The organism is Pigmentiphaga humi (genome assembly GCF_900606115.1).
GTDB classification, from domain to species: Bacteria; Pseudomonadota; Gammaproteobacteria; order Burkholderiales; family Burkholderiaceae_B; genus Pigmentiphaga; species Pigmentiphaga humi.
This window is the reverse complement of sequence record NZ_UWPJ01000023.1, coordinates 220,352-241,401: the sequence shown is the minus strand read 5'-3', so window position 1 is coordinate 241,401 and position 21,050 is coordinate 220,352. Positions and strand designations below refer to the sequence as shown.

Sequence of the window (21,050 nt, the reverse complement as noted above, 5' to 3'; positions counted from 1 at the left end):
GAGCCGAGCGTGCGGCCTGGCTTCAAGGCTCGTCCACGCGGATGTTCGCGGCCCGGATGACCTGCTCCCAGCCCTTCCTGTTGTCGTCCAGGAAACGCTGGAAAGCATCGGGCCCGCCATTGAAAGTCTCCGAGCCCTGCTCGACGTAGCGCTTGGCCGTGTCCGGCTTGCCCATGGCCTTGTTGATCTCGGCATTCAGGCGCGCGATGATCTCCGGCGGCGTGCCCCGGGGCGCCATGACGCCCAGCCAGCCGACCGCTTCGTACTGCTTGATGCCTTGTTCCTGGGCGGTGGGAACGTCGGGCAGCACGTCCAGGCGCTTGACGCCGGTCACGGCCAGCGCATTCAACTTGCCGCTCTTCACATACGACAACGCGCCCTGCAGATCGCTGATCAGCAGATCGGACTCGCCGCTCATCACCGACATGACGGCCGGCGCGTATCCCTTGTAGGGTACGTGCACCATGCTGATCGACATCTGCTGCCCCAGCCGCTCGACCGCCAGATGCGAGAAGCTCCCTATGCCCACCGATGCATAGCTCAGCTTGTCGGGATGCTTGCGCGCGTACGCCGCCAGTTCGCTCATGTTCCGGGCAGGCACCGAGGGATGCGTCACGATGACGCCGGGGACCACCACCGCCAGCGCTACCGGCGCCAGGTCTTTGTCGGTGTCGTAGGGCAGCTTTTTGTACAGGGCCGGATTGGTGGAAATATTCGTGCTGCCCAGCAGGAGCGTGTAGCCATCGGGCGCGGCCTTGGCCACCGCCGACGTGCCGATAATGGCCGCGCCGCCTGCCCGGTTCTCGACGATCACCGACTGCCCCAGGCTGCTCGACAGCTCCATCGCGATCAGCCTGGCCGTGGCATCGGCCACGCCGCCGGGGGCAAACGGCACGATGAGGCGGATCGGCCGCTCCGGATAAGCCGCTACTGCGGCGCCCGCCGACAGGCACATGCCCATTGCCACTACGAAACTGCGTCCAAGACTCTTCATGTCTCCATCCATCTGCGTAACGGGTTCAACTTGAATTTATACAATGTATAATTTAATGATATAATGTATAAACAAATTATATGACTACACTACGCGTGTCAACCCGCACGCACTGCGTGAATTCACCATGCCGCCCCCCAAATCCCCCCGCGAGCCGCGGCGCATCAAGTCGATCGAAGTCGGATTCAGGATCCTGCGGCTGCTGGAGCAATCGGGAGAAAAGCTGCCGCTGCGCGACATCGCCGCCGGCGTCGGCATGCCGCCCAGCAACGCCTACCTGTATCTGGCCAGCTTCGTATACGAAGGCGTCGCCGAACAGGACCCCGCTACCGGCCGCTACGGGCTCGGCCCCTTCGCCGTGCAGTTGGGCGGCGCCGCGCTGCGCCAGTCCAGCCTCGTCGAACGAGCCAAAGACCTGCTGACCCAGCTGCGCGACCAGACCCGCAACTCCGCCTCGCTCGCGGTATGGGGCAACCGCGGCCCGACCATCGTCTTCCACATCGACGGCGCCCAGTACGGTCCCATGGGCATACGCGTGGGCAACGTCCTGCCGGTGCTCAGCACGGCGACCGGCCGGGTGTTCCTATCCTGGCTGCCGGCGGAACAGACCGGCGCCCTCATCGAACAGGAACGGGCCGCGAGCCTGAGCCTGGCCGGCAGCTTCGATGCCCGCATCCGCAACGCCGGCATCGACGAGATCGCCGCCTCCGTCCGGGCCGCGGGCTGGGCGCAGACGGATCCGTCCATGGCGGGCGGTTTCGCCGCGGCGGCGGCGCCGGTGTTCGACCAGACCGGGCATATCTGCGCGGCGGTCACGACCATCGGGCCCGAGCGGCAGGAGGCCGGGGCCATGGAAGAAATCGGCAGGAAACTGAGGGAGGTCGCAGAGGAGTTGTCGAAGCGGCTGGGCGGCGGGCGGAGATAGCGTTGCCAGGGTAGGATCGTACAATTCCACCTATCCGATCGAGCAGTCAAACCGATGCCGCACGTTCCAGAAAGAAGGCCTGAATCGCTGGGCCAAGCCGCCTACCGGCAACTGCAGGAAGCCATCGAGACCGGCGCCCTCAAGCCGGGCGACCGTGTCAGCGTGAACGCGCTGGCCGACCAGCTCGCCATCAGCCGCACGCCTGTGCGCGAAGCCATCGCCTGGCTCGAGACCGACGGCCTGATCGTGCACCAGCCCTATCTCGGCCGGGTGATCGCGGAACTCGATCACCAGATGGTGAACGAACTCTATGCGCTGCGCTTCGTCCTCGAACCGGCGGCCGTCGGCATGGCGGCCAAGAACGCCACCGATGCCGAGATCGACGTACTGCGAGAAATGATCGCTTTCGAGCGTTCCGTGCTGGACGACCCCATTGAACGGGAGCGCCACAACCGGCGCTTCCACAACGCGCTGTACCGCACCGCGCACAACCGCTACGTCATCAGCACGCTCAGCGCGCTGCAAACGCCGATGATCCTGCTGGGGCCGGCCACGGCCAGCGACCCCAAGCGCCTGCTGGACGCCTATGCCGAACATACCGAGCTGGTCGAACGCATCGCCGCGCACGACGCCGAAGGCGCGCGCGCGGTCATGATGCGGCACCTGACCGGCGGGCAGCGCGCCCGCGTCAGCTACCTGCTCAATCAGCAGCGAAGCTGACCGCCGCCGGCTCTCAACCGCCCACGACGATGCCCAGCTTGTCGATCAGCCGGGTCCACTGTTCCAGTTCCGCGCGGATGAACGTCCCGAACTCGGTCGGCGTGGTGAGAGAAGGCTCGGCGCCATGCTCCATCATCTGCTTGACGATCTCGGGATCCCGCAGCGCGGCGTTCACATCCGTATTGAGCTTGGTCACGACGGCGGGCGGCGTGCCGGCCGGCGCGAGCAAGCCGAACCAGCCCACGGCGGCGTAACCCGGCACGCCCGCCTCGGCCACGGTAGGCAGCTTGGGCAGCGCCTTGGAGCGCTCCGCGCTCGTCACCGCGAGCGCTTTCAAACGGCCGGTATCGACGTAGCCCATCACGGTCTGGGCGGGCGCGAACATCAGGCTCAGCGTGCCGCCGAGCAGGTCCGTCACGGCCTGGCCGGTGCCCTTGTAAGGCACGTGCATCATCTCGATGCCGGCGACCTCCTTGAACAGCTCCACGGACAGGTGCGAGGCCGCGCCGACGCCTGAAGAGCCGTAGGTCAGCTTGCCCGGCTCGGCCTTGGCCTTGGCGACCAGTTCCTTGATCGTATCGATGCCCAAATTGGGATTGACCACCACCACGTAGGCCGAGGCCGATACCAGCGAAATCGGCGCGAACTGCCCGACGTTCTTCTTGTCGAGCGACGCGGTCGAACTCATCATCAGGGTATAGCCGTCGGCCGCCGCGCGCGCCACGTAGTTGGCCCCGATATGCCCGCTGGCGCCCGGCCGGTTGTCGACGATCACCTGTGTTTTCCAGACCTTGGTCAGGTGCGCGCCGAGAATCCGCGCCAAGGTATCGGCGCCGCCCCCCGGCGGGAACGGCACGACGATCGTCACCGGCCGCGATGGAAAGGCCTGCGCCTGGGCGTGCGCTGGCAGCATGGCCAAGGGCAGCAACACCGCCGCCACGCAGGCCGCGCGGCGCGCCGCGCTCGGCGCGCGCTCTTGCCGGGACCGCGAACGGCTCGAATCGATTGTAGATTTCACGATATGTCTCCTCCGATGAAAACAGCCGCCAGCAGCGGCGCTCGTTGTTCCGGGACTGCGCCCGGAAAGTTCAGCGCGCCGCCACGATGCGCGTGCGCAAGGCCATAGCGGGCTCCTCGAACGCGCACTCCACGACGTCGCCCGGCTTCAGGAACAGCTCCTCGGCATTGGGCTTGCCCACCGCCACGCCGCCGGGCGCGCCGGTGGAAAACATGTCGCCCGGCTTGAGCGGCAACAGCCGCGAGAAATGCTCGATGATGTCCGGCAGCTTCCAGATCTGGTCGGAAGTATTGACGCGCATGCGCTCCTCGCCGTTGACGCTGCACGTCACCCAGATGTCGTACACGTCGCGCACTTCATCCATCGTGATGATGTACGGCCCCAGCGGGCCGAACCCGGGCGCGTTCTTGGCGGTCCAGAAGCGCGATCCCGAAGCCACCTCGCGCTTTTGCGTATCGCGGCAGGTCAGGTCGTTCAGGATGGTAATGCCGGCCACGTAATCGAAGGCGTCCTCGCGGCGCGCGCGGTAGGCGGGCTTGCCGATCACGAACACCAGCTCGGGCTCGTAGTCCAGGCGCGGCACGTCCACCGGCCGCTCAACCTCGGCATCCTGGCCGACCAGGCAGGCGTTGAGCTTGATGAAGCCGGTGGGCTCCTCGGGCAGCTCCTTGATCAGATCGGTGCGCTTGAGCTCGGCGAGGTGGGTGCGGTAGTTCTTGCCCACGCACAAGAACTTCTCCGCGTCGGGCAGCGGCGGCAGCAGCCGGACATCTTCCAGGGCGTAGGAATGGCGCCCGCGCAGCGCGGCGTCGCGCGCCGCCGCATCGAGCAGGCGCCGCGCGCGCGCCAGGCCGTCATCGCCCTGCTCCAGCAGCGCGCGCATCGAGTGCGCGAAAGCGTCTTCCGCCGGCTCCACGGCAGCCGCGCAGCGCGCCAGGTCGAGCATGCCGCCCTCGCACAGCACGCCGACGCGGGCGGCGGAAGATTCGGCGGGGACGGAAAAGGTGGCGAGTCTCATGCGAAAAGGGCCTCATCAAATTATCGACCCGGCTCATCCTATTCCGGAATTCAATTGAATTCAACTGAATTCAATCATGAGAACGCCCTGGCCTGCTGCGCACGGAACGGCCGGGATTGAGAGATTTCTGGGCGAAGGGAAAGAGACGGCCAAGAGGAATAAGGGCCGGGATCGGAGGCGGCGTCGGCGAAGTCCGGTCCGCCGTCCCCTTTGGAGCCACGCTCAATCCGGCAAGGCGTAAGCCACCAGATAGTCCCCCATCTTGGTGCCGAAGGAGCCGTGGCCGCCCGCCATGATCACCACGTACTGCTTGCCGCCGACGGCATAGGTCATCGGCGTGGCCTGGCCGCCGGCGGGCAGGCGGGCTTCCCACAGCAGCCTGCCGCTGCCGACGTCATAGGCGCGCAGATAGTTGTCCTGCGTAGCCGCCACGAACATGACGTTGCCGGCGGTCGAGATGGGGCCGCCCAGGCCCGGCACGCCGATCTTCAGCGGGGGCAGCTGGAACAGCTGCGGCAGGCTGTCGCGGATGGTGCCTATGCGTTTTTTCCACACGACCTGGTTGCTCTGCAGATCCACGCCGGCCACATAGCCCCAGGCCGGCGCCTTGCATGGCAGGCCCAGCGGCGACAGGAAGGGGCCCAGTTCCACGCCATACGGCACGCCGTACATCGGCTGCACGCCGCTTTCCGACCCCTCTTCCTTCGTCCCTACCGTGCGGTCCGGATCCTCCGGAATCAGCCTGGAGACGAACGGCAGCCCGATCGGGTTCATCAGCGCCACCTGCCGGTCCTGGTTGACCGACATGCCGCCCCATTCGAACACGCCCAGGTTGCCCGGGAACACCAGCGTGCCGTTCTCGGACGGCGGCGTATAGACGCCGTCGTAGTTGAGGCGCTTGAACATCACGCGGCACATCAATTGGTCCAGCATGGTGGCGCCCCACATGTCCCTGTCGGTGAGCTTGTCCTGAGGCGCCAGGTTCAGCGCCGAGAACGGCTGCGTGGGCGCGTAGCGCTCGCCCCGGGCCTGCGGGCCCCGCGCCACGCTCTGCGGCACGGCCTTTTCCGCTACCGGCACGATGGGCTGCCCGCTGCGGCGATCCAGCACGAACACGTTGCCGGTCTTGGTGAGCACGTAGATCGCCGGCACGGTCCGGCCGCCGTCCAGCGTCACGTCCATCAGCGAAGGCTGAGCCGGCACGTCCATGTCCCACAGATCGTGATGCGTCGTCTGGAAGCGCCAGATCAGGCGGCCGGTCGTCGCATCCAGCGCCAGTACGGAATTGGCGTAGCGTTCTTTCAACTGATCGCGGTTGCCGCCCCAGATGTCGGGCGTGCCCACGCCGGTGGGAACGTAGACCACGTCGGTTTGCGCGTCATAGGCCAGCGGCGCCCAGGCGTTGGGCGAGTTGGGCGTGAACCGCGTATGTTCGCCGGGCATCGCGTTGGGATCTTCCGCGCCGGTGTCGAACACCCATTTCAGCGCGCCGGTGCGCACGTCGTAGCCGCGGATCACGCCGGACGGCTCCTGGCTGGAGAAGTTGTCCGTCACCGAACCGCCGATGACGATGGTCGATGCGGTCACCACCGGCGGAGAAGTCGGGTTGTAGCCCCCCGGGTAGGCATGAGGCATGCTTTTCTGCAGGTCGATCTCGCCGTCGTTGCCGAAATCGCCGCACTTCCGGCCGCTGTCGGCATTCACCGCGATCAGCCGACCATCGTTGGCAGGCAGCAGCACCTTGCGCGGGCAGACGGCCGATACGGCGCCCTCGGCCTTGGCCGCGCTGGCCGGGAAACGCTGCGCATTGCCGGCGTCGTGATACGCCACGCCACGGCAGGTCAGATGCTGGAACGTCTTGTCGGCCTTCAGCTTCGGGTCGTAGCGCCATAGGCGCCGGCCGGTCGCGGGATCGAGCGCGTCGAGGAACTGGTGCGGCGTGCACAGGAACAGCTTGTCGCCGATCTTGATCGGCGTGACCTGGTTGGTGGTCTCGGCCGAATCGTTGTCGGTCCTGAAATCGCCTGTGCGGTAGGTCCATGCGACCCGCAGATCCTGGACGTTCCCTTCGTTGATCTGCGCCAGCGGTGAATAGCGCACGCCGCCCTCCGTGCGCCCGTAGGCCGGCCAGTCCTCTTCGGCCACGCCAGCCACCGGCCGAGTCTGCGCCGGCTGGGCCCGGCTGAACGTGCCGTGGGTTTCCTGCGGGTCGTCGACAATGCCGTAGCCCAGTACCGCCAGCATGCCCGCCATCGCCAGGCCGATGGCCGTCTTGGCGGGCCGCGGCGCGATGAAACCGCGCGTGGCCGGCGGCAGCAGCAGCCACAGTCCCAGCAGGAACAGCACGTCGTAGCGCGGCGCCAGCGCCCAGAAATCCGCGCCGGCTTCCCATATCCCCCAGAGCAGCGTCGCGGCCAGGATCAGCGCGTACAGCCACAACCCCGCCGTACGGTTGCGCCGCAGGCACCACGCGCTCGCCAGCAGAGCCACGCCCACGGCGGCGTAATACCACGAGCCGCCCAGCGCCGCCAGCCAGACGCCGCCGAACAGCGAATACAGCGCAACCAGGAGCAGCACCAGCCAGCCAGCCGTCTGGGCCGCGCTTCTGCGGGGATGGATCGCATTCATGAAGTCGTCCTTTGTGGAGTCATCACAATCGGGAAATCATCACACAAGCATTGCCGCTGCATATCTTGGCAGTTCGGCGGCGCAGGCGCTATAGCGCGGCGAAGCAACCTGCATGTCCGAACGAACGGATGCCTGTGATTCGAACCTGCCCTACGATTCGCGGACCTTACCGAGTGCAACGCCCATTGACGCTCGCGGAACGCCGATCGCACCATGCCGGGAACGGCGCCGCTGCTGCCAAGGAGACCCCATGACCGTCAAGCCCATTCCCGAAGGCTTTCACACCGTTACGCCCTATGTGAGCGTAACGGGGGCCGACCGCTTCATCGAATTCCTGAAGAACGCTTTCGATGCCGAGGAACAGTACCGGCTCGATTCCCCGCGAGGCATCGGCCACGCGCAGGTCTCGATCGGCGACTCCAACATCATGATCAGCGAGAAGTGCGACGAATGGCCGTCGCATCCGGCCTCGCTGTACCTGTACGTTCCCGATGTGGATGCCGTGTACCGACAGGCGCTGGCCGCCGGCGCGACCTCCGTGACGGAGCCGGCCGACCAGTTCTATGGCGACCGCAGCGCGGGCGTGCGCGATGCATTCGGCAACACCTGGTGGATCGGGACCCACATCGAGGACGTGCCGAACGAGGAAATCGCCAGGCGGGCGCAGGCCTTGTTTGCCAAGAAATCCTGAATGCCGCCTACGGCAGGGATGCCGGCCGCGGGCCCGCGGCCCCCGGCACCGCGCCGAAAGTCTCTTTGCGCACGCGGCCATCCGGCCAGCCCAGTTTACGGGCAGTCGCTTCGACTGCGCTTATCAGGCGATCCGGCCCGCACACATAAATGGCGCTATCTCGGGATGCTCCTTCCAGCAAGGCCTCCAGGTCGAGGCGGCAGCCGGCCTCGTCGCCCGGATGGAGATGAAGCGCGGGGCCCAAGCGTGCCTGGAGCTCCGGTAGAAAAGCCATGCAATCGCGCGAACGGCACGCATAGTGCAATTCGAATCGCCGGCCCAGCGCCTGCAGCCGATAGGCCATCGCCATGAGCGGCGTAACGCCGATGCCTCCCGCGATGAGCAGGGACGCCGGCGCGTGCTCGTCCAGTTCGAAATCGTTGACCGGCATGCTGGTGGCAATGCGGACATTTTCATGCAGCGCCGCGTGGACTTCCTCGGAACCCCCGAGCGACGGTTTCGCCAGTTGCACCGCGATCCGGTACACGCTCGGATCGGCCGGATCGTTGCACAGTGAATAGGAACGGGCGAGGCCCGACGGCAGCATGAGATCCAGGTGCGCGCCGGCGGAAAAACCCGGCAGCGGCGCGCCCTGGGCATGCTCGAATTCCAGTGCGAGGATAGCGGCAGCGGCCATGTACCGGCGCGTCACCCGCAAAGGGAGCATGCCGGAATCCTCCGCCGGAGACGTTTCGTCCAGCAGGATCTGCACCCGGCCGTCGTCGATCCGGGCGGGCCATCTCTTGACCGGTTTCGTGCAAGGAGCGGACGTCGGCGCGCCGCTCGACAGATCGAAACGGCCGCCATGGAACGGACATTCGATTTCCCGGCCGTCCACGCGGCCTTCGGACAGCGACCCCGCGCCGTGCGAACATCGATCGCTTATCGCATGGATCTCGTCGCCCTGCCTGACCAGCGCGATGGCCAGCGTTCCAACATGCACCCGGCGTGGGCGCCCCGGCGCCAGGTCGGCCAGGCTGGCAACGGTATGCCAGCCGGCGGACACGGCGGCGGGCGGCGAACGGCCGGGTGCCTGGCTCGCGCTCGCCGTGCCCGCGCGATGGCGACCTTGCGGGGCATCAGCGCGCGCATCGCGGGGGCCGCGGCCCAAGCGTTCCCTCCAGGCCCGATAGGTGCCGTGAAATCGGCTTTCGTCGCCGACGGTGCGGGGGCCCAGGGTCCAGTCCTCGGAGACAATGCCCAGCTCCTGTTCATACGGATTCGTCGCCGGCAAACGCGAACGGTCCATGCCGCGCAGATAGCCGAGCGTCCAATCGGCCTGGGCAGCTTCCAGCCCGCGCTGGCTCAGTTCGTAGACGACGCTGTCGTCCGGCGTGGCGAAGCCGCCCGCGCCGAAGAAATCCTCATAGTCGCGAATGCGTGCTTCGCGCAGATCGGGATCTTCTCCCACCGGCGCCAGGCAGCGGACTTCCATTTCCGTCAGGTCGGCCCGCAATGGCCGAATCACTCGCAAGATCAGGCTGGAAACGTTTTCCACGATCTGCAGATTGGGAAAAATGGTGACATTGACGCCGTAGCCTGCCCAGCGCGTGCCCACCTCGTCCAGCGCGCGCGAATAGCTCGCCTTGCGCCGCTCCAGCAGCGTGGGCGTGACGCGGGCATTTTCGCGCCATTGCACTGCGTGCCCGCCGCGAAACCCGAACGAACCCTGGATGTCCTTTTCCTCGGCGGAGGCCTGCCCTTTGAGTTTATCGGTGGCGCGCCGGGCCAGCAGGTCGATGTACGAGGCGTGGGTATAGCCGAAGTGGTAGATATCCAGCGCGTTCTCGATCTGCAGTTTCCAGTTCGCACGGAAGGTATAGCGCGTCGCCCCGGGCACGAACTCCATGCCATCTGCGCCCTTGTCCAGCGTCAAATCGAGAAACTTCTTGGCATCGCCCAGATGGGCCTCGAGCTCCGGAACATCCGGAGACAGGCTGGCGAACAGGAAGCCGCGGTAATTGGCGAAGCGGGCCACGGGCTGCAGATCGGCAAGGCGCGGGTTCAGCGCCGGGGGGTAGCAGCCCTCTTCCTTCTGCGTGAGTTCGGCGCAGCGGCCGGCGCTGTCGAACACCCAGCCATGGTAGCGGCAGCTATGGTAGCGCTGGTTGCCGTTCTGGTGCGGCACGAGGACCATGCCCCGGTGGCGGCAGGAATTGATGAAGCAATGCAGTTCGCCCGCGTCGTCACGGGTCAGCAGTAGCGGATATCGGGAGATGGCGACGGTCTTGTAGTCGTTCGGTCGGGGAAGCTCCGAGGCCAGGCCGACGAAGACCCACCCCTTCTCGAAGAACTCCGCCATTTCCAGCTGGAAAACATCGGGGCTGGTGTATACGTCTCGATGGACGCGGAAGACCCCGTCCTCGGGACGATCATCGATCAAGGCCTCGATGTCCACGGGCGAGCGCACGGTTTCGTTCATGGAAGAGGCCTCACACGCAATGAAAATCTATATAGGTCGCGACGCGATCGTTCAACAGCTGCACCGTCTTGCTGGCGATGCGCAGTCCGTCTCCGGTGCGCCGCAGCACGTAGTCGTAATGGCCATAGAACACATCGTCCCGATAGGTGGGGATGTCGTAGCGCCTGACCATCCAGGTGGCGCTGACGCGGTGCTCGTCCCGTGTGCCGTGCGCGCCGAGCACTTGCACATTGCTGACGAAATGCGCGGTGCGGGGCAAGGGCTGGGTCGTCGGCGTCTGCCCCAGCGTGACGCGGCGCACGCGCTCCGCGATGCGTTCGCGGGGCTCGGCGAAGATCAGCGACGCTTCCGTTCGAGGATTGGTCACCGTTTCATGGTCGGCGCGCCAGGCCGGCACCCAGAACCGGGCGTCCGGCTCGAACAGCGCCAGCCATTCGTCCCATCGTCTTTGGTCGAGGCACCTGGCCTCATGGAACAGGAGAGTCTGGGCGTCCTGCTGCGCCAGCGGTGGAGAAGATGCAGTCATGAGTCAGGGAAGTACGAATGGCGGGCGTTGGCGGATGGCTTCGGCCGCGGCTATTCGGGTTGCAGGCCCGCAGCCTTCACCATATCTGCGGTGGCCGCGACTTCCCCGCGAATGAACTTGGCGAAATCCTGCGAGGTATTGGCGACCGGCTCCAGTTCCTTCGACGTCATGTGCTTGGCGATGAAGTCCGGCCGCTGAACGATGCGGGTCACGTCGTTGTGGATTTTCTGCAGAACCGCCTCCGGCGTGCCGGCGACGCCGAACAGGCCATACCAGATGACCGACCGCGCGTAGGGCATGCCCGCCTCGGCCGTGGTCGGCACGTCCGGGAACGAGGTGGAGCGGCGCTCGGCGGCGATGGCGAGCGCCTTCAGCCGGCCCTGCTTGATGAGCGGCGCAGCCAGGCTCGGGCTGGTGGCAGTGAGCTGCACGGCATTGCCGGTGACGGCGGTCAGGGCCGGGGCAATCCCCTTGTAGGGCACGTCGAGCAACTCGATGCCCTCGCGATGGGCCAGGGTCGCCATCAACAGCTGTTCCTGCGAGCCATTGCCCGGTGTCGAGAAGCTGATCGCGCCGGGCGAGCGCTTGGCCGCGGCCACGAGCTCCTGCAAATTGCCGAACGGCGTTGCGCTGTTGGCGATGATGAACTGCCCGGAACGGGCCACCACCGTGATCGGCGTGAAGGATTTGTCCGGATCGTAAGGCAGCTGCTTATAGATGAAGCGATTGCCGACCACCGTTCCCGGGTTGGTCATCATCAGGGTATAGCCGTCGGCTGAGGCATTGGCCACGCGCTCGGCGCCGATGATGGAGTTCGCGCCCGCGACATTCTCGACGATGACCGGCTGCCCCCAGAGCGGAGACAGCTCGGCGGACAGGGCCCGCGCCATGATGTCGATGCCCCCTCCGGCGGGAAAGGGAACGACGATGCGGACAGGTTCTTTGGGAAAAGTCGCCGCCAGCGCCGCCATGGGCGACAGGGCCGCCGTACACAACAACGTGCTGATCAGGGTTCGGGTAATAGGCATGGGCTGTCTCCTCTTGTGTGGTCGGTCTCGGATGGCGGACGGGATCCCGGTGATGCCGCCACCGGCTTCGCATTCTAATTAATATTGCACAAGTGTCAATATATTCCACATAGGACTATATTTTCGAAACGAAGAAACCCTGCGGGCGGCCGCCGGGCGAACGGCGATGGCCGAGGGCCGGCAGGAGCCGGCCCTCGGTGCAGCGCTTGAAAGTGTCGTATGAAAAGAAGCGCGGCCTGCGCGGACGTCAGGCCAGCGTCGCGCCCATCTGCTCGGAGACGGAACGCGTGGAGGCGAGCAGTTGCTCGACGACTTCCGGGTGATGCTGGGGCGTCAGGCCGGGATTCTGGGAAACCAGGGTAATGGCATAGACCATCGTGCCGTGCCGATTGAAGATCGGCGCGCACAGAGCATCCACGCCGTTCCGGAGCTCGCCGGTGGCGTAGGAATAACCTTGGGCGCGGATGTGCTCGGTGGCCTGCGCCAAGGCTTTCTTGCGTTCGGTCCGCGTACCGCTCCCGGCAGGAGCAGGACGCGTCTCGAACTCATGCTGCACCGCTGCGTCGAGCATGTCCTTGGGCAGATACGCGGCCCAGGTGCGGCCCGTGGAGGATCCCATGAGCGACAGGACCCAGCCCTCCTGGACGCGCACCACGACGTCGCTCGGCCTGCCCAGCCACCGCAGCACCGTGGGGCCGTTCGAACCCCATACCGTGACGTGGCCATCGGCGTCGATGTTCTTGACCAGGCGAGCGAGCTCTTCGGTTGCGGCGGCCACCCCGTCGATTCTTCGCAGGGCCGCAAGCCCGAGCTTGAGCGCCATGGGGCCGAGATCGTAGCGGCCGCTGCCTTCGTCCTGCTTGACCAGCCCCGCCTCGACGAAACTCACCAGATACCGGTAGACACTGCTCGTGCCGCGCCCGACCGCCGCCGCGATCTCGCGCAAATGCATGGGCTCGCTGTGGGCCACCATGACCTTCAGCACGTCGAGGCTGGACGCCGTCGATTGGATGCCGCGCGGGTTGGCGGTCTTGGGACGGCCGCGCGAACGGGGCTTGGCTGGATTGGAGGGCTGGTCTTCCATGCTGTCGTCGTTGCCGCCTTAGGGGTAAGCCTGGGCGCGATGATAATGCATGGCCGGCACTCGCACCGGACAGCCCCGCCGGCGGCAGGCGGCGTCAGATCGTCATGCCTCCATCGACGGCGAAAACCTGGCCGGTGGCGAAAATCGATTCGTCGCTGGCCAGGTACAAAACAATCGGCGCGATTTCTTCCGCCTGCGCGAGACGCCCCATGGGCTGGCGCGCCACGAAATCCCTGCGCGCCTGCACCGGATCGGAATAGCTGTTGATGCGATCGCCCAGGGACGGTGTATCCACGGTTCCGGGCGCGATACAGTTGCAGCGGATGCCCTCGCGCACAAAGTCCGCGGCAACCGCCTTGGTCAATCCCACCACGGCTGCCTTGCTGGCGCCGTAGATGAAACGGTTCGGCAAACCCTTCAGGCTGCCGCATACGCTCGCCATGTTGATGATGCTTCCAGAACCCGCCGCGAGCATGTTGGGCAGCACGGCCTGGATTGCCCAGAACTGGGCACGCACGTTCAGGTTGAATGCAAACTCCCACTCCTGGTCGGTCGCCTCCAGGATGGAGCCATTGTGGACGACGCCGGCGCAGTTGAACAAAACGTCGACGCGCGGCATGGCTTCGACGAGTCTGCCAATGGCCGCCTTGTCCGTGACATCCAGCGTGGCCGTGGTGACATTGGCGACGCCTTCGTAAGCCTTCAACAAAGCAGGGTTGACGTCGGTGGCCAGGACCCGCGCGCCCTGTGCGGCCATGGCCAGCGCGCTGGCCCGGCCGATGCCTTGGCCTGCTGCGGTCACGAGTGCGGTTTTATCTTTCAAGCGCATGAAGACTCCGGAATGTCGTCGAAGTGCACGATCGGTTGAGTGGATGACGCAAGCCGCGCGGCAGCGCGCGCGCCCGCCGGGAATCAGGGCATGTACTGCCCGCCGTTGACCTCGAGCACCTGGCCGGTCACATAGCCCGAGAGCTGCTCCGACGCGAGATAGACGAACGCGCCGGTGCATTCGTCCACCGTGCCCAGGCGCGCCATCGGAATGCCCTGGCGCAGGGTTTCGAGCTGTTGCGGCGTCGAGAACTTGGCGTGCAAAGGCGTCTGGATCACGCCGGGCGCGACGGCGTTGACGCGGATGTTGCGGCTCACCAGTTCCCGTGCCAGTCCCTTGGTGGCCACGCTGATGAAACCCTTGGTCCCCGCGTACATCAAGGCGCCGGGCCCGCCGCCGGTATGCGCGGCGACGCTGGTCACGTTGATGATGCTGCCGCCGTGCTTCATGTGCCCGACCGCGTGTTTCGTGCACATCATCATCGAGCGCACGTTCAGATCGATGATGTCGTCGAACGACTCGTCGGTCAGTTCGGTGATCGACAAGCGCTGCAGCATCGTGCCGGCGTTGTTGATCAGCACGTCGACCCGCCCCCAGCGGGCGGCCGCCTCGGAAACCACGCGCTCGCACTGCGCGCTATGACGCAGGTCGCCCTGCAGCGCGAAGGCTGCGCCGCCGCGCTCCAGAATGTCCGCCACCACCTCATCCGCGGCGGATTTGGAGCGGTTGTAATGCACCGCGACCTTGGCGCCGAGCGCGCCCAGGGCTCGCGCGCATCCCGCACCGATGCCGGTGGAGGCGCCGGTAATCAACACCGTCTTGTCTTTCAGATCGTTCACGGAGGAGTCGTCCCAATCAGTCCATGGTCAGATTTATTTGCTGGGCCAGCTTGGTAAACCTGTCGATATCCTGGTCGACCGTCTTCTGGAAATCGGCCGGCGCCTCGCTCAGATCAGCCGGGCTATAACCAAGCTCGAGAAGCCTTTTCTGAATCGCCTCGGCCTTCATCACTTTGGAAATCGCGGCATGCAGCTGTGCTTTTACGCTCTCCGGCGTGCCTCCTGGAACGCCGAATCCCTGCCATGAGCTGAAGTGAAAGTCAGGCGCGCCGCTTTCGGCCACTGTCGGCACGTCCGGGAAAATGGGAGAGCGATCCTTGGAGGAAACCGCCAAGGCCTTCAATTTCCCGGACTTGACGTGGGGCACCGCGCTGGACAGCGTCACCCATGCCAGATCCAGTTGCCCGCCGATGAGATCTACCAGCGTCGGGCCGCATCCCTTGTACGGAATGTGAAGGATCTGCATATCGAATTTGATATTCAAGGACTCGGCCGCCAAATGTCCAGGCGTGCCGGCGCCGCACGCGCCGTAGGAAAGCTTGGCGCCTTTTGCCTTCGCCGCCTTGACCACATCGGCAAACGACTGGTACGGCGATTGCGACGAAGTCACCAGCAGCTGGGGCGCATAGGCCACGATAATGACCGCATCGATATCTTTTTTCGGATCGAACGGAATGCTCTTGGTAATGGCGGCCGTTATCGCATACGTATCGTTCATCATCAGCAACGAGTGGCCGTCATTGGGACGGGTCGATAGATAGCGGCTACCGATGACCCCACTGGCTCCGGGCCGGTTTTCGACGATTACCGACTGGTTCAGGACAGTGCCCAGAGGCTGGGCGACGAGACGCGCCAATAGATCCGTTCCCCCTCCCGTGGGCCACGGAACCGTGATCTCGATCGGCTTGCTGGGAAAGCTCGCGGGCGCCTGAGCCTGCGCGGCGCCGACGGCGCCTAGACATAAACAGAACATCGCGGAAGAAAGACGGTTTGCCCAAGGCTGCGTTTCGAATTGCATTTCAGAACTCCTATCCTTACATCGAACAAAGTTGACTTTCCCAATGCCTGGCCCTCGAAACGAGGACGACCAATTGAAACCAGCCTTGCGGCAGGGTCTACGCGCTCATGACATGCGGGGCAAACAACTCCTCCACCTCGTGGCGCCTGGATGTGTATCCTTGTTCATGGCAATACCTGGTAAACGCGTCCAGGGTGGCCCTGTTCTTTTCCACTCCGTATGGCCAGCAATCCTCTCCGAATATGCGTTTCGTTTCAGCTATGGCGTACTGCAATGCAGGCAGCATGAATCTGGAATGCCCGTCGAACATCCGGTCCGGATCCGCCTCTTTCTTGGCCAGATCGAACAGCTTGTAAAGGCTTTGGCCTATCCACGGATGTCGTTCATAGAGTTCCCGCTTGACCACCAGCACGTGCCTGATCGGGAAAATTTTCGTCTCCCGGTAATATTGAATTTCGTCGTTTTTGTATTTCTCGAAAAGACGCGAGACATGAGCCGCGCGCTTATAGGCCTGGGGCGGCCGTTCGGAAATGAAAGCGTCGATGTCGCCGGCGTCGAGCAGTTCTTCCATGCTCCGGTTCCCTTCGAAAACCTGCAGGCTGACCGAAGCCGGAATCCTGTCCGGCGGCACCTTGTTCTTGCTTACCCAATGGATCGCGCTCAAATCGACCTGGTACTGGTCTTGCAACAGCCCCCGCGCCCAGAGTGTCGTGGATCCAAAGTAATTGCCTATCCCGACCCGCTTTCCTTCCAGATCTTTCGGGGCCCGGATGCCAGCCCTGCCGTTGATATACAGGGTCGAATGCCTGAAGGCCCGCGACAGGAAGACAGGCAGCGCGATCAGGTCCGTCCTGCCTTCATCCAATCCGATGACATAGTTGGTCAAGGGCATCTCGGCGGCATCGAAGATCCGGTAGCGAATCGGCGCAAGCCAGGAGCTGTCATGATCCACGATCTCTTTCGTCACCAGCTCCATGCCTTCGGGCGCGAGACTTCCGTCCAGGACGCCACGCGTCCGGTCATACCTGATACACGCGAGAGATAACTGAAGTTTCTTGGCCACCTGGATCCCCTTTCTCCGCGCTCAGCCTGCCTTGGCCGTCACGTCGATCTCCACATTGAACGTGAACAATAGCTTCGCCCCCACGAGCGTCCGGACGGGATACGGTTCCTTGAAATATTGCTTGTACACCTCGTTGAACGCAGCAAAATCATTGAGGTCGGTAAGGTATACGGTGACCTTGACGACGTCCTCCATGCTCGACCGGCATTCGCCCAGAATCATCTTGACGTTTTCGAGCACCTGCTTCGTTTGGGTCGCGATGTCTCCTTCGATGAATTGCCCCGTGTGCAGATCCATCGGCGTCTGTCCGGACAGATAGAGAACGTCCCCGCATCTGATTGCCGTGGTCAATGGCGGGCCTGCCTTCTTTCCGCCGGGTACATTGATAAACTCTTTCATCTTCGTCGACTCCAGTTTTCTACTCGGTTTCAGGCGCTTACCGTGTCGCCGGCCACGATGCGCACGATTTCCTCGATGTTCGGCGAATAGCGGTAATCTCTGCTCTTCGTGTAACTCAGGAAGGCGCCGGCCTGCAGGCCGTGCCTGCTTTTCTCTATGGGCAATTCGATTCGGACAGGCTCCCTGAAAACGCACATCGGATCCTCCCCGTTCAGCACCTTGTTCATTTCTCGCGCAAGCATCCTGCGGAATTGCACGATCCCGCGGTCTGTCGCGCCCAGATGCTCCTGTGTGCGGTCATTGATGGCTCCCTGCGACTCCCACATCATGATGTCCTGGCCGTCCACGTAATCCTTGATATATTCCCCCCGCTCGTCCCTGATCGGAACTTCGTAGGAAGTCGTCGGGTAACCTTCCGGTATCTCGACCCCTTCCGCCGGGTGAAAACAGTTGTACCAATAATGCATGGTCGTGGTGTCGTCCATCGGGACGCGGATCTGGAACTGGTTTACCCGGGTATCTCCGACGAGAAGCATGTTTGGAAAAATGAACGGATGTCCGGTCGTCCAATCCGTCGACTCGTCCTCGGCCTGCCCTTCGAGCAGCCGTTTCTTGATGATGCCGTATTCGAATTCTTCGAAAGCGATCTTTACGTGGTGCTTGGAAAAGGTGTCGAAAGGGGGGTCGCTGCGGCCCTTCTCCTGCTTGTAGAAATGCCCATGCAGCCATTCCACATGCACGGGATCCAGGGTGTTTTCCATGATCTGCAGCCAATTCACCGGAATCGCCGCATACCCGATGGTCTTGATTACGTTGCCGCCCTCGAAAAGCTCGAACGCAGGGAACTCCGGCAAGGGTGCCGGTCCCAGATAGGCGAACAACATTTCGCCCCTCTCGATTACCGGATAGGCCTTGACAGAGATTCTTTGCGTACTGCCTTCGGGTTCGTTCGGCCGATCGATGCATTTCCCGTCCGCATCGTATTGCCACCCGTGGTAGGCGCAGCGGATGCCCTCATGCTCGATGATCCCGTACTCCAATGAAGCTCCGCGATGCGCACATTTCTTGTCGACCAGGCCGAGCGTGCCGGCTCTGTCGCGATACAGCACCAGTTCTTCGCCCAGGATCCTTACTTTCTTGACGCATTCGTTCTTGAATTCGGAACTCAGGCCAACCGGATGCCAATATCTCCTCAACAATTCGCCCATGGGTGTGCCTTTGCCAACGCTGGTCAAGGTCCTGTTCTGCTCTGGCGTCATTCGACTCAACTCCTCACTCTTCTCAAAACACGGATCAACACAGCTCTTCATTCAAATCCGAAACAAAGGCTCGCTCCAATGACAGATCGGACTGGATCAAACCCTGCTCACGGCAGTATCGGATCAATGTTTCGATCTCAAGCCTGTTGTTGGAAACGCCATAGATCCAGGGGTCCCTGTCGAATACCTCTTGCGTCTCTTCCACATAGGCATGCAAGAGCGGAAGGGAATATTTCAAATGCCCGTCGAGCGCCATGCTGGACAGGGTGGCCTTCTGCTTGGCGCGGCAAAAGGCGTCATACAGGCTCTGGGCCACCCACGGGTGCTCGTGGTGAATGTCCCGTTTGAGCACGACCGTGTGTATGATCGGAAATATCTTGAACTTCTCGTAGAAACGAAGCTCTTCCCGATGAAAATCATCGAATAAAGGCGCTATCCTGGAATCGCCAGCCTGGAATAATTGCGGCGGCTGCCCTGCATTGATCAGGGCATCGATCTTTCCTTCAACCAGCAATTTCTCCAGGGAGTCTTTGCGCGACAGGTAGTGGATCTCCAGATTCCCGGGAAGGTCGATTTCCATGCCTTTCAAGGAAATTTCGTACAAATGCCACTTCAGCTCGCCGGGGGAGATTCCATATTGATGCTGCAGAAAGCCTCTTACCCATACGGGTGTAGTCGGATCGTAGAAAGACAGGCCGACCCTTTTCCCTTTCAGGTCTTCGGGCCTGCTGATGCCCGAGGCGGGATTGACATAGAGATTGGCATGGCGAAATCCTCTCGAGAGAAAAACGGGAAGAGCGATCAAATCGGCGCTGCCCCGGTCGATCTGGATCAGATAATTCGAGATGGACATCTCCGAAACATCGAAGAGGTTATTGCGCGCCTTCCTCCACGACCAATAGATGTCGTCGTCGCCGAACGGCAGCACATTCAAATCGATCCCGAACGGCTTGACTTCCCCGTAATAAAGAGGATATGTGCGGTCGGATGGCAAACAGGACAGGGATAGATCAAGGTTCATACGCACCTTTTTCCTCCGACATCGAGGGAATCTCTTGGTCAGGTCAGGCAACAGACTTGGAGAATCGGGAAGAAGTCCTCCCGCTCATGCGAGTGCAGCCGTGAAGCCGGATTCTGGATCGGGCGCGAAGGCCGGTCCAATATCGATTGACCAATCTCTTAGTCGAGGCACGTATAACGCATGCGCGCACGGGCTGGCCGCGAACCGGGCCTTTCCCGGGTGCGGATGCGTGGGCTATGGCGAGAAGGGAGTTTCCAGGTTCCGTGTGGCAGCGGAGGGGGAGACAGCGCAGGGCCGGGCGGCTCAGCCCCCGGCAGACCCGCCCGCAGCGACGTCGGCGGCGACTTCGGCGGCAACGTCGACGAACAACTGCGTAACGGAAGAGGCATTCGCACGTCGCCAGACCACTCCCACCATCGACCTCGGCGAGTCCAGCAGGGTCTTGTAGACGACGTTCTTGTGGTCGGCGTAGCGAACCGCTTCGGGCACCAGCGTGATCCCCATGCCGGCGCCGACCAGCGCAACCGCCGAATTCGCGGACGAACTGATGTCCAGGAGCTTGGGCGTAAAGCCCGCGTGCTCACAGATCGCCTCCATCGAATCGAACAGCCCCACGGGGCGGCGGCTCGAACTCAGGAACGTCTCGTCCTTCAGGTCGCGCAGCCTGAGCCTGCTCTTGGCCGCGAACCGGTGCCGCTGCGGCAGCACGACGACCAGCGGCTCCTCGTACAGCTCTTTGAAGACGAGTTCGGAATGCGACACCGGCAACCGGATGATCGCCACGTCGACGAACCCGCGGACCAGCGCCTCCACCTGCCGGTCGAAAGGCGACTCCAGCAGCTTGATCGTGACCGCCGGGAAACGCTCGGCGAAGATGCGCACCACGCCAGGCACGATATGGTGGCTGGTCGTATAACTGCAGCCCACGCTGATACTGCCCCGCTCCCCCTCCGAGATGAGGCGGGCACGCGCGACCATTTCGTTCAGTTCGTCGATCCACGGGGAGAGATGCTCATACAGGTCGCGGCCCGCGTTCGTCAGCGAGACCGACCGCTTGTTGCGCACGAACAGCTGCGCGCCGACCATCTCCTCCAACTGCCGGATCTGCTGGCTGAGAGGCGGCTGGGACATGTTGAGGCGGAGGGCGGCGCGGCTGAAGTGAAGCTCCTCCGCCACGGCGATGAAATACCTGAGATGACGCAACTCGATCATGAGCTTGGAGATCCGCGTGTCGGTGGTGCGATTCCGCCCCAGGCCACCAAGGCTTCCGTTCCAAGCAACGGCATGGTGCCGGGGGAGACACGGTCGACCAAGTCGGCGCAGGGCGCGAAGCGCCGAACTGGAATCATCGTAAAACAAAAAACCCGCGTCCTCCTGGGAGAATCGCGGGTTTTTCCGACTTCTTGGACTGCATGTTCTTGGTGCCGTCGGCGAGACTCGAACTCGCACAGCTTTCGCCACTACCCCCTCAAGATAGCGTGTCTACCAATTTCACCACGACGGCTTGCGTGAGCCCGCTAGTATACAAC

General features: G+C 63.5%; 19 protein-coding genes, 1 tRNA gene and 1 pseudogene. 3 read left to right on the top strand and 18 right to left on the bottom strand.

The features are described 5' to 3' along the window. Nucleotides 1–22: 22 nt before the first annotated feature. A complete protein-coding gene (locus PIGHUM_RS15010) occupies nucleotides 23–994 on the bottom strand; it encodes a Bug family tripartite tricarboxylate transporter substrate binding protein (protein WP_160142287.1) in 972 nt (323 codons plus the stop codon). A gap of 127 nt (nucleotides 995–1,121) precedes the next feature. Here PIGHUM_RS15010 and PIGHUM_RS15005 point away from each other — a divergent pair, with 127 nt between their 5' ends. Both PIGHUM_RS15005 and PIGHUM_RS15000 read left to right on the top strand, forming a co-directional pair. Further along, nucleotides 1,122–1,919 carry an IclR family transcriptional regulator gene (locus tag PIGHUM_RS15005; RefSeq protein ID WP_124080368.1) on the top strand — a complete coding sequence of 266 codons (798 nt, stop codon included), beginning with the start codon at nucleotides 1,122–1,124 and terminating at the stop codon, nucleotides 1,917–1,919. 54 nt (nucleotides 1,920–1,973) lie between these two features. After that, the gene (locus PIGHUM_RS15000; RefSeq protein WP_124080367.1) at nucleotides 1,974–2,639 is read left to right on the top strand and encodes a GntR family transcriptional regulator; all 666 of its coding nucleotides are present in this window, start codon (nucleotides 1,974–1,976) and stop codon (nucleotides 2,637–2,639) included. Nucleotides 2,640–2,652: 13 nt separating this feature from the next. Here PIGHUM_RS15000 and PIGHUM_RS14995 read toward each other — a convergent pair whose 3' ends face one another. The 3 genes from PIGHUM_RS14995 to PIGHUM_RS14985 all read right to left on the bottom strand — a co-directional run bounded on the left by PIGHUM_RS14995 (nucleotide 2,653) and on the right by PIGHUM_RS14985 (nucleotide 7,303). Further along, nucleotides 2,653–3,657 carry a Bug family tripartite tricarboxylate transporter substrate binding protein gene (locus PIGHUM_RS14995; protein WP_246013205.1) on the bottom strand — a complete coding sequence of 335 codons (1,005 nt, stop codon included), beginning with the start codon at nucleotides 3,655–3,657 and terminating at the stop codon, nucleotides 2,653–2,655. 70 nt (nucleotides 3,658–3,727) lie between these two features. Continuing rightward, nucleotides 3,728–4,675, bottom strand: a complete 948-nt coding sequence (locus PIGHUM_RS14990) for a fumarylacetoacetate hydrolase family protein (RefSeq protein WP_124080366.1) — start codon at nucleotides 4,673–4,675, stop codon at nucleotides 3,728–3,730. 222 nt (nucleotides 4,676–4,897) lie between these two features. After that, entirely contained in the window at nucleotides 4,898–7,303 is a 2,406-nt protein-coding gene (locus tag PIGHUM_RS14985) for a membrane-bound PQQ-dependent dehydrogenase, glucose/quinate/shikimate family (protein WP_124080365.1), read from the bottom strand. Between the two features lie 250 nt (nucleotides 7,304–7,553). Here PIGHUM_RS14985 and PIGHUM_RS14980 point away from each other — a divergent pair, with 250 nt between their 5' ends. Next, the gene (locus PIGHUM_RS14980; protein ID WP_124080364.1) at nucleotides 7,554–7,994 is read left to right on the top strand and encodes a VOC family protein; all 441 of its coding nucleotides are present in this window, start codon (nucleotides 7,554–7,556) and stop codon (nucleotides 7,992–7,994) included. 7 nt (nucleotides 7,995–8,001) lie between these two features. Here PIGHUM_RS14980 and PIGHUM_RS14975 read toward each other — a convergent pair whose 3' ends face one another. The 14 genes and pseudogenes from PIGHUM_RS14975 to PIGHUM_RS14915 all read right to left on the bottom strand — a co-directional run bounded on the left by PIGHUM_RS14975 (nucleotide 8,002) and on the right by PIGHUM_RS14915 (nucleotide 21,025). Continuing rightward, nucleotides 8,002–10,455 (bottom strand): Rieske 2Fe-2S domain-containing protein, encoded by a 2,454-nt coding sequence (locus PIGHUM_RS14975; RefSeq protein WP_124080363.1) that lies wholly within the window; start codon nucleotides 10,453–10,455, stop codon nucleotides 8,002–8,004. A 10-nt stretch (nucleotides 10,456–10,465) separates the two neighbouring features. Next, on the bottom strand, nucleotides 10,466–10,981 hold the full coding sequence (locus PIGHUM_RS14970; protein ID WP_124080362.1) for an aromatic-ring-hydroxylating dioxygenase subunit beta: 516 nt from the start codon (nucleotides 10,979–10,981) through the stop codon (nucleotides 10,466–10,468). 50 nt (nucleotides 10,982–11,031) lie between these two features. Further along, nucleotides 11,032–12,009, bottom strand: a complete 978-nt coding sequence (locus PIGHUM_RS14965) for a Bug family tripartite tricarboxylate transporter substrate binding protein (protein ID WP_124080361.1) — start codon at nucleotides 12,007–12,009, stop codon at nucleotides 11,032–11,034. Nucleotides 12,010–12,256: 247 nt separating this feature from the next. Next, nucleotides 12,257–13,093: an IclR family transcriptional regulator gene (locus PIGHUM_RS14960; protein WP_124080360.1), complete on the bottom strand. Its 837-nt coding sequence runs from the start codon at nucleotides 13,091–13,093 to the stop codon at nucleotides 12,257–12,259. A gap of 94 nt (nucleotides 13,094–13,187) precedes the next feature. Next, on the bottom strand, nucleotides 13,188–13,922 hold the full coding sequence (locus tag PIGHUM_RS14955) for an SDR family oxidoreductase (RefSeq protein ID WP_124080359.1): 735 nt from the start codon (nucleotides 13,920–13,922) through the stop codon (nucleotides 13,188–13,190). A gap of 83 nt (nucleotides 13,923–14,005) precedes the next feature. Further along, nucleotides 14,006–14,761: an SDR family NAD(P)-dependent oxidoreductase gene (locus tag PIGHUM_RS14950; protein WP_124080358.1), complete on the bottom strand. Its 756-nt coding sequence runs from the start codon at nucleotides 14,759–14,761 to the stop codon at nucleotides 14,006–14,008. Between the two features lie 16 nt (nucleotides 14,762–14,777). Beyond that, nucleotides 14,778–15,779 carry a Bug family tripartite tricarboxylate transporter substrate binding protein gene (locus PIGHUM_RS14945; protein WP_124080357.1) on the bottom strand — a complete coding sequence of 334 codons (1,002 nt, stop codon included), beginning with the start codon at nucleotides 15,777–15,779 and terminating at the stop codon, nucleotides 14,778–14,780. A 97-nt stretch (nucleotides 15,780–15,876) separates the two neighbouring features. After that, complete coding sequence (locus PIGHUM_RS14940) at nucleotides 15,877–16,842, bottom strand: substrate-binding domain-containing protein (RefSeq protein WP_124080356.1); 966 nt, start codon at nucleotides 16,840–16,842, stop codon at nucleotides 15,877–15,879. Nucleotides 16,843–16,863: 21 nt separating this feature from the next. Then, nucleotides 16,864–17,241: a RidA family protein gene (locus tag PIGHUM_RS14935; RefSeq protein ID WP_124080355.1), complete on the bottom strand. Its 378-nt coding sequence runs from the start codon at nucleotides 17,239–17,241 to the stop codon at nucleotides 16,864–16,866. A gap of 29 nt (nucleotides 17,242–17,270) precedes the next feature. Further along, nucleotides 17,271–18,125, bottom strand: a complete 855-nt coding sequence (locus PIGHUM_RS14930) for an RHO alpha subunit C-terminal catalytic domain-containing protein (RefSeq protein WP_484266834.1) — start codon at nucleotides 18,123–18,125, stop codon at nucleotides 17,271–17,273. A 90-nt stretch (nucleotides 18,126–18,215) separates the two neighbouring features. Beyond that, a pseudogene (locus PIGHUM_RS24480) lies at nucleotides 18,216–18,449 on the bottom strand (Rieske 2Fe-2S domain-containing protein); the annotation flags it as partial. An 85-nt stretch (nucleotides 18,450–18,534) separates the two neighbouring features. Next, nucleotides 18,535–19,521, bottom strand: a complete 987-nt coding sequence (locus PIGHUM_RS14925) for a substrate-binding domain-containing protein (RefSeq protein ID WP_124080354.1) — start codon at nucleotides 19,519–19,521, stop codon at nucleotides 18,535–18,537. 303 nt (nucleotides 19,522–19,824) lie between these two features. Continuing rightward, the gene (locus PIGHUM_RS14920) at nucleotides 19,825–20,733 is read right to left on the bottom strand and encodes a LysR family transcriptional regulator (protein ID WP_124080353.1); all 909 of its coding nucleotides are present in this window, start codon (nucleotides 20,731–20,733) and stop codon (nucleotides 19,825–19,827) included. Nucleotides 20,734–20,940: 207 nt separating this feature from the next. Next, a tRNA-Leu gene (locus PIGHUM_RS14915) sits at nucleotides 20,941–21,025 on the bottom strand. Nucleotides 21,026–21,050: the final 25 nt, after the last annotated feature.